Raw genomic sequence first — 6,791 nt, forward strand, 5'->3', positions numbered from 1 at the left:
CAGGGCGGCTCCGGGAACGAGGGCGCTGACCAGGGTGGTGACCAGGGCGGCTCCGGGAACGAGGGCGCTGACCAGGGTGGTGACCAGGGCGGCTCCGACAACGGTGGCAGCGGCAACGGTGGCCCCGGCACCGGCCCCGGCGTGAACGAGGGCGCCACCGGCAACAACCCGGACCCCGACGGGCCGGGGAGCGCCACCAGCCCGATCGAGCAGAACCCGCCGACCGAGGACATCACCGAGACGGTCCCGGACACCACCACTCCCGCCGGGGAGACCCCGAACGGGGACCGTGGTGAGCTGGCCGAGACCGGTGCGTCCGGCGGTGAGGCGCTGCTGATCATCGGCGCCGCGACCATGATCGCCGGTGGGGTGGCCTTCCGCTACCTGCCGCGCCTCGTGAACAAGGGTGCTGCCGCCGCCTGACGGCGTCCCGCACCCAGCGCGTAACGCGACCGGGCCCGGAGCGAGAGGAATCCCGCTCCGGGCCCGGCGTGTGTCCGCGTACGGCGTGCCGGTCTCAGGCCGGTCTGGCCACCAGCAGCACCACGGCCGCCAGCGCCACCAGCGCTGCCACCAGGAAGGCCCCCGGGGCGCCCAGCGGGCCCCACGCCCCCCGCTCCTCACGCATCCGCGCGAGCCGGTCCCGGCACACGGCGCACCGGCCCTCGCTCACGCGCCCCGCGCAGTTCGCGCACACCAGCCAGTCGGCGGCGGTCATGGCGATCGTCTCCTCTCACAGCCCCCTCCTTACCTACTGTGCCAGGCTTTGGCCGGAGCCGCGGACACCAGATCGGGGCAAAGCGGGTGGTAGCGGTCGGTGTCTGCGGACCATGCGCCGCGTCGCGTAAGGTCTGTGCCCAGCGAGGGGGGAGCCTCCCCCAGCCATCGGCCGGGAGATACCGCCAGGGCTTCCGCCGCATGTACCCAGCCTTGACGTGGTGTAACCGTGATCCGATTCGACAATGTCTCCAAGACGTACCCCCGGCAGACCGCGCCCGCGCTGCGCGATGTCTCCCTGGAGGTCGAGCGTGGCGAGTTCGTCTTTCTGGTGGGCTCCTCCGGCTCCGGCAAGTCCACCTTCCTGCGGCTGCTGCTCCGTGAGGAGCGGTGCAGCACCGGTACCGTGCACGTCCTCGGCAAGGACCTGGGCCGGCTGTCCAACTGGAAGGTGCCGCAGGTGCGCCGCCAGCTCGGCACCGTCTTCCAGGACTTCCGGCTGCTGCCGAACAAGACCGTCGGCGAGAACGTCGCCTTCGCGATGGAGGTGATCGGGGAGTCGCGCGGCAAGATCCGCAAGACCGTCCCCGAGGTCCTCGATCTGGTCGGTCTGGGCGGCAAGGAGGAGCGGATGCCGGGCGAGTTGTCCGGTGGTGAGCAGCAGCGGGTCGCCATCGCCCGCGCGTTCGTCAACCGCCCCATGCTGCTGATCGCCGACGAGCCGACGGGCAACCTCGACCCGGACACCTCCGTTGGCATCATGAAGCTGCTCGACCGCATCAACCGCACCGGGACCACCGTGGTGATGGCGACGCACGACGCGCAGATCGTGGACCAGATGCGCAAGCGGGTGATCGAGCTGGAGAAGGGCCGACTCGTGCGTGACCAGACGCGCGGCGTGTACGGCTACCAGAACTGACCTCGGGCGTACCGAAGGCACCCCACCCCCGCACTGAAAGGACGCCATGCGCGCCCACTTCGTCCTGTCGGAGATCGGAGTCGGTCTCCGCCGCAATCTCACGATGACCTTCGCCGTCATCGTCTCGGTCGCCCTCTCGCTCGCGCTCCTCGGCGGCTCGCTGCTGGCCAATCAGCAGGTCAACAGCATGAAGGACTTCTGGTACGACAAGGTCCAGGTCTCGATCTTCCTGTGCAACGAGAACGACGCCGACAACGCGCCGCAGTGCGCGCGCGGCGCGGTGACCGAGGACCAGAAGGAGGAGATCCTCGGCGAGCTGGAGTCGATGCAACTGGTCGACGAGGTCTACCAGGAGTCGGCGGCCGAGGCGTACGACCGGTACCAGGAGCAGCAGGAGGGCCAGCCGATCGCCGCCGTGGTGACGCCGGACCAGATGCAGGAGTCGTTCCGCGTCAAGCTGGTGGATCCGGAGAAGTACGACGTGGTGGCGACCGCGTTCGCCGGCCGGGACGGCGTGTACTCGGTCGAGGACCAGCGGGCGCAGCTGGAGAACCTGTTCGCGCTGCTGAACGGCGTCAACTACGCGGCGCTGGGGCTGATGGCCCTGATGCTGGTGGTGGCGCTGCTGCTGATCGTCAACACGGTGCGGGTGTCGGCGTTCAGCCGCCGCCGGGAGACCGGGATCATGCGGCTGGTGGGCGCGTCCAGCTTCTACATCCAGATGCCCTTCATCCTGGAGGCGGCGATCGCGGGGCTGCTGGGCGGTCTGTTCGCGTGTGTGCTGCTGGTCGGGGTGAAGTACTTCGCGATCAACAACTTCCTGGCGCAGGAGATCCCGCTGATCAACTTCATCGGCTGGGACGCGGTGATCTCGGTGCTGCCGTTCGTGCTGGCGGTCGGTGCGCTCATGCCGTCCGTGGCAGCTTTCTTCGCGCTGCGCAAGTACCTGAAGGTGTGAGCCGGGTGTGATGAATCACGCCACGCGGGCCCGAACGGCCTTCCGCGCGCCCCGGTTCGGTGTCCTACACTCCCGTCCATGTCAGGTCCGACTGATCGGCTGACGCCCCGGTCTGTCCGGCGTGGGGCGGCTTTGGCCTGTGTGTTCGCCGGTGTGCTGATGTCGGGGGCCGCGACCGGCTCCTGGGTGGAGGACCCGGAGCCGGGCGGCGGTGGCTGGGCCGGCCGGGCGCCCGGGGAGGCGGCCGGTGACGACTCGGCGCCCCGGGACGCGGGCGACGCGGCCCGGCTGGTGAGCCGCAGCGGCGACCGGTGGGCGGCGGCGTACTCGCCGCAGGAGTACGAGCGGCTGCGGCTCTCCCTGGAGGGGGAGTACGTGGGCACCGGGATAGCGGTCAGCCGCACCCCGGACGGCCGGATCGTGGTCGGGGAGGTGCACGCCGGCAGCCCCGCCGAGGAGGCGGGCATCCTGCCGGGCGACGAGATCCTCACCATCGACGGCGCGGGCCTGGACGGCGGCGCCGTCACCGACGCGGTGGGCCGGCTGCGCGGCAGCGACCTGCCGACGGCGGCGGGGCCCGGCTCCACGGTGCTGCTGGGGCTGGCGCGGGCCGGGGAGCGGTGGGAGACCGAGGTGGCCAGGGCCCGGCTGACGGCGGAGACCGTGACCGTGACGCGGGAGGTGCCCGGGGTGACCCGGATCCATGTCTCCTCCTTCAGCCGGGGCGCGGCCGACCAGCTGCGGGAGGCGGTGGAGCGGGTCCCGGCCGGGGACGCGGTGCTGCTGGACCTGCGCGGCAACGGCGGCGGGCTGCTCACCGAGGCGGCGCGGGCCGCGTCGGTCTTCCTGGACGGCGGGCTGGTCGCCACCTACGACGTGCACGGCGACCAGCGGGCGCTGCACGCGGAGCCGGGCGGGGACACCGGGACCCCGCTGGTCGTGCTGGTGGACGGCGGCACCATGAGTTCGGCGGAGCTGCTGGCGGCGGCGCTCCAGGACCGCAACCGGGCGGTGCTGGTCGGGTCGCGCACCTTCGGCAAGGGGACGGTGCAGATGCCGAGCGAGCAGCCGGACGGTTCGGTGGCCGAGCTGACCGTGGGGCACTACGTCACCCCTTCGGGGCGGACGGTGGACCAGGAGCGCCCGGTGGAGCCGGACCTGCCGGTGGGCGCGGGCGAGGACGCCGAGGCGAAGGCACGCACCGTGCTGGCGGGCCTGGCGTAAAGGGGCGGCGCCGGGCGGGCCCGGCGCCGTAGACTGATCACGTCATGGCTAAGGGGAACAAGGGCAAAGAGACCAAGATCGGGTCCGGCCGCAAGCTGATCGCGCAGAACAAGAAGGCGCGGCACGACTACGAGATCCTGAGCACCTACGAGTGCGGCCTGGTGCTGACCGGCACCGAGGTGAAGTCGCTGCGGCAGGGCCGGGCCTCGCTGGTGGACGGCTTCGCGCAGCTCGACGGGGGTGAGGCCTGGCTGCACAACGTGCACATCCCGGAGTACGCGCAGGGCACCTGGACCAACCACGCCGCGCGCCGCAAGCGGAAGCTGCTGCTGCACCGGGCGGAGATCGACAAGCTGATCGGCAAGGTCCAGGAGACCGGGCTGACGCTGGTGCCGCTCGCGCTGTACTTCTCGAACGGGCGGGTGAAGGTCGAGGTGGCCGTCGCGCGCGGCAAGCGGGAGTACGACAAGCGGCAGACGCTGCGGGAGAAGCAGGACACCCGGGAGGCGCAGCGGGCGATGTCGGCGGCGCGGCGCAGGCAGCGGGCCTGAGGCCCGGGGAAAAGCCCGGGCGCGGCGCGGGCGTGTGCCCTATACTGGGGGAAGCGGGCCCGGAAGGGTTCGGTTGTTTGTCAACTCAACATGGGGATGATCGGTTTCGACAGCGGTTGTCGAAGCAGGGGAAGCGAGCCGAGGAAGCGGCAATGATCTCGTTAACCATATGCCGCAAAAAAATAATCGCCAATACCAAGCGCGATTCCTTCGCCCTCGCTGCATAAGTAGCGACTGGTGAGGTGCCAGCCCGGGCCTGTTCCCGTCCCGGTTCCTGGTATCAGCTAGGGAACTTCACCGTTAGCCCCGGTCACGGGGGGTAACGGGACATTTCACAGTGACTGAGCCCGTCGGAGACTTGTCCGCGTGATCTCCGGGGCCGAGAAAATCGCAGCGGACTGCGCTCGGAGAAGCCCTCCTTCCACGTCGCTGGACGCGGGTTCGATTCCCGCCATCTCCACGGTTTCACCTCAGGCCCCGGCCCGCGTTCGCGCGGACCGGGGCCTGATGTCGTTGACGGCACGGACCGGGTGTCGGTGGGGCCCGGTAGGGTCACCGGCATGGGAGACAGCGCACCGGGGTGGGATCTGCCGCAGCAGCAGGACCAGGACACCGGACGTCATCGAACGAAGTGGATCATAGCGGGAGCGGTCGGGGTCACCGTGCTGGCGATCGGCGCGGTCCTGCTGCTCCGTGACGGCGACAGCCCGGAGGACGCCGCGCGGGCCGAGGCCGAACGGTTCCTCGGCGCCTGGGCGGACGGCGACCCGGAGGCGGCCGCGGCGTACACCGACGACGCGAAGGCCGCGGCCTCTCTGCTGGAATCGGTGCAGCGCAATCTGGGCGCCGAGGAGACGGTGCTCACCGTCAGCGGGACGCCGGTGCGCGGCGAGCCGGGAGACGGGGCCCCCGAGGCCTCGTACGCCGTGCCGTTCACCGCGTCGTTCACGCTGCCCGGGGTCGGGGAGTGGTCCTACGAGTCCAGCCTGTACGCCGCCCGGGACGGTGTGGAGGACGAGGGCTGGCACGTGCACTGGGAGCCGCGGCTCGTCCACCCGGAGCTGGCGGACGGGCAGACCCTGGTGCTCAGCACCGACCGTCCCGAGCGGGCGCCGATCCTCGCCGCGGACGGCAGCCAGCTCGCCGGCCCCTCCGCCGTGTGGGACCTGAGCATCTGGCCGGCCCGGCTGACCGACCCGGACGCGGCCTGGGAGGCGCTCGACGGCCTCGACGTCGGTCTGGACACCGACGCGCTCGCCGACCGGGTCGAGGACTCCGACCCGGACCAGGCGGTCTCCGTGGTCAGCCTGCGCGACCAGGTCTTCCGGGAGCACGAGGACGAACTGCGCGCGGTCGAGGGCCTCCAGTTCGCGGAGGACACCCGGCCGCTGGCGCATCTCGCGCGCACCGTGGTCGGCGGCATCGACCCGGCCACCGGCACCGGCTCCTCCGGGCTCCAGGGCCGGTACGAGGAGCAGCTGGCCGGTACCGCGAGTGCCACCGTGGTGATCGCCGACCGGGAGTCGGGGGACGCGGTGGAGGTGCTGTACGAGCAGGAGGGCGGCGAGGCCGGCACCCCGGTGCAGACCACCATCGACGCCGACGTGCAGCGGGCGGCCGAGGCGGCGCTGGAGGGCACGGACCAGGCCGGGTCCATCGTGGCGGTGCGGCCGTCCACCGGTGAGGTGCTGGCGGCGGCCGACTCGCCGCTGGACAGCGGCGACCGGTCGCTGAGCGGGCAGCTCGCGCCCGGCTCCACCTTCAAGGTGATCACCACGGCCGCGCTGCTGGAGAACGGCACCGCGCCGGAGGAGGCCATCGGCTGCCCGAAGTACGAGACGGTCGAGGGGTACCGCTTCCAGAACCAGAACGAGTTCGAGCTGGGCCCGGACACCACGCTGCACGAGGCGTTCACCGCCTCCTGCAACACCGCGTACATAGGCAACCGCGACCGGTTCGACGACGACACGCTGCGGCTGACCGCCGAGGCGTTCGGCATCGGCGTGGAGTGGGACCTGGGCGCCGGCTCGTTCGACGGCAGTGTGCCGGACGCGGAAGGCGCCAGCGACCTGGCCGCCTCCCTCATCGGGCAGGGCCGGGTGCAGGCCAGCCCGCTGGTGATGGCCTCGGTCGCGGCGACGGTCGCCGAGGGCACGTTCCACCAGCCGGTGCTGGTGCCGGACGCGGTGCCCGACCCGGCGGTCGCGCCGCGCGAGCTGAGCGCGGAGACGGTGGACGCGCTGCGCACGATGATGCGCGACACCGTCACCCAGGGCACCGCCACCGTGCTCGGGGACGTGCCCGGGGTGGCGCACGCCAAGACCGGTAACGCCGAGTTAGACACCCGCGACGGTTAAAAGGACACCAACGCCTGGCAGATCCGCTACCACCGCGAGGCCCACCTGGCGTTCGCGGTGATGCT

General features: G+C 71.5%; 6 protein-coding genes, 1 other RNA gene and 1 pseudogene. 7 read left to right on the forward strand and 1 reads right to left on the reverse strand.

Going from position 1 to position 6,791, the window contains the following annotated elements; genetic code table 11:
• Positions 1-423, forward strand: a pseudogene (locus tag ACFV5N_RS20205) (hypothetical protein); the annotation flags it as partial.
• A 94-nt stretch (positions 424-517) separates the two neighbouring features.
• Here the strand turns inward: ACFV5N_RS20205 and ACFV5N_RS20210 are convergent.
• The gene (locus ACFV5N_RS20210) at positions 518-718 is read right to left on the reverse strand and encodes a hypothetical protein (protein ID WP_385601606.1); all 201 of its coding nucleotides are present in this window, start codon (positions 716-718) and stop codon (positions 518-520) included.
• 228 nt (positions 719-946) lie between these two features.
• Here ACFV5N_RS20210 and ftsE point away from each other — a divergent pair, with 228 nt between their 5' ends.
• The 6 genes from ftsE (at position 947) to ACFV5N_RS20240 (ending at position 6,726) form a co-directional block, all read left to right on the forward strand.
• Positions 947-1,636, forward strand: coding sequence for a cell division ATP-binding protein FtsE (gene ftsE / locus ACFV5N_RS20215; RefSeq protein ID WP_019435230.1), 690 nt, complete (start codon positions 947-949; stop codon positions 1,634-1,636).
• Positions 1,637-1,682: 46 nt separating this feature from the next.
• Positions 1,683-2,594 carry a permease-like cell division protein FtsX gene (ftsX, locus tag ACFV5N_RS20220; protein WP_019435231.1) on the forward strand — a complete coding sequence of 304 codons (912 nt, stop codon included), beginning with the start codon at positions 1,683-1,685 and terminating at the stop codon, positions 2,592-2,594.
• Positions 2,595-2,672: 78 nt separating this feature from the next.
• Positions 2,673-3,818 carry a S41 family peptidase gene (locus ACFV5N_RS20225; RefSeq protein WP_385601609.1) on the forward strand — a complete coding sequence of 382 codons (1,146 nt, stop codon included), beginning with the start codon at positions 2,673-2,675 and terminating at the stop codon, positions 3,816-3,818.
• A gap of 44 nt (positions 3,819-3,862) precedes the next feature.
• On the forward strand, positions 3,863-4,369 hold the full coding sequence (gene smpB, locus ACFV5N_RS20230; protein WP_385601612.1) for an SsrA-binding protein SmpB: 507 nt from the start codon (positions 3,863-3,865) through the stop codon (positions 4,367-4,369).
• Positions 4,370-4,461: 92 nt separating this feature from the next.
• Positions 4,462-4,832: a transfer-messenger RNA gene (gene ssrA, locus ACFV5N_RS20235) on the forward strand.
• Between the two features lie 97 nt (positions 4,833-4,929).
• On the forward strand, positions 4,930-6,726 hold the full coding sequence (locus ACFV5N_RS20240; RefSeq protein ID WP_385601615.1) for a penicillin-binding transpeptidase domain-containing protein: 1,797 nt from the start codon (positions 4,930-4,932) through the stop codon (positions 6,724-6,726).
• Positions 6,727-6,791: the final 65 nt, after the last annotated feature.

The organism is Streptomyces sp. NPDC059853, assembly GCF_042731495.1.
In the GTDB taxonomy this organism is placed as follows: domain Bacteria; phylum Actinomycetota; class Actinomycetes; order Streptomycetales; family Streptomycetaceae; genus Streptomyces.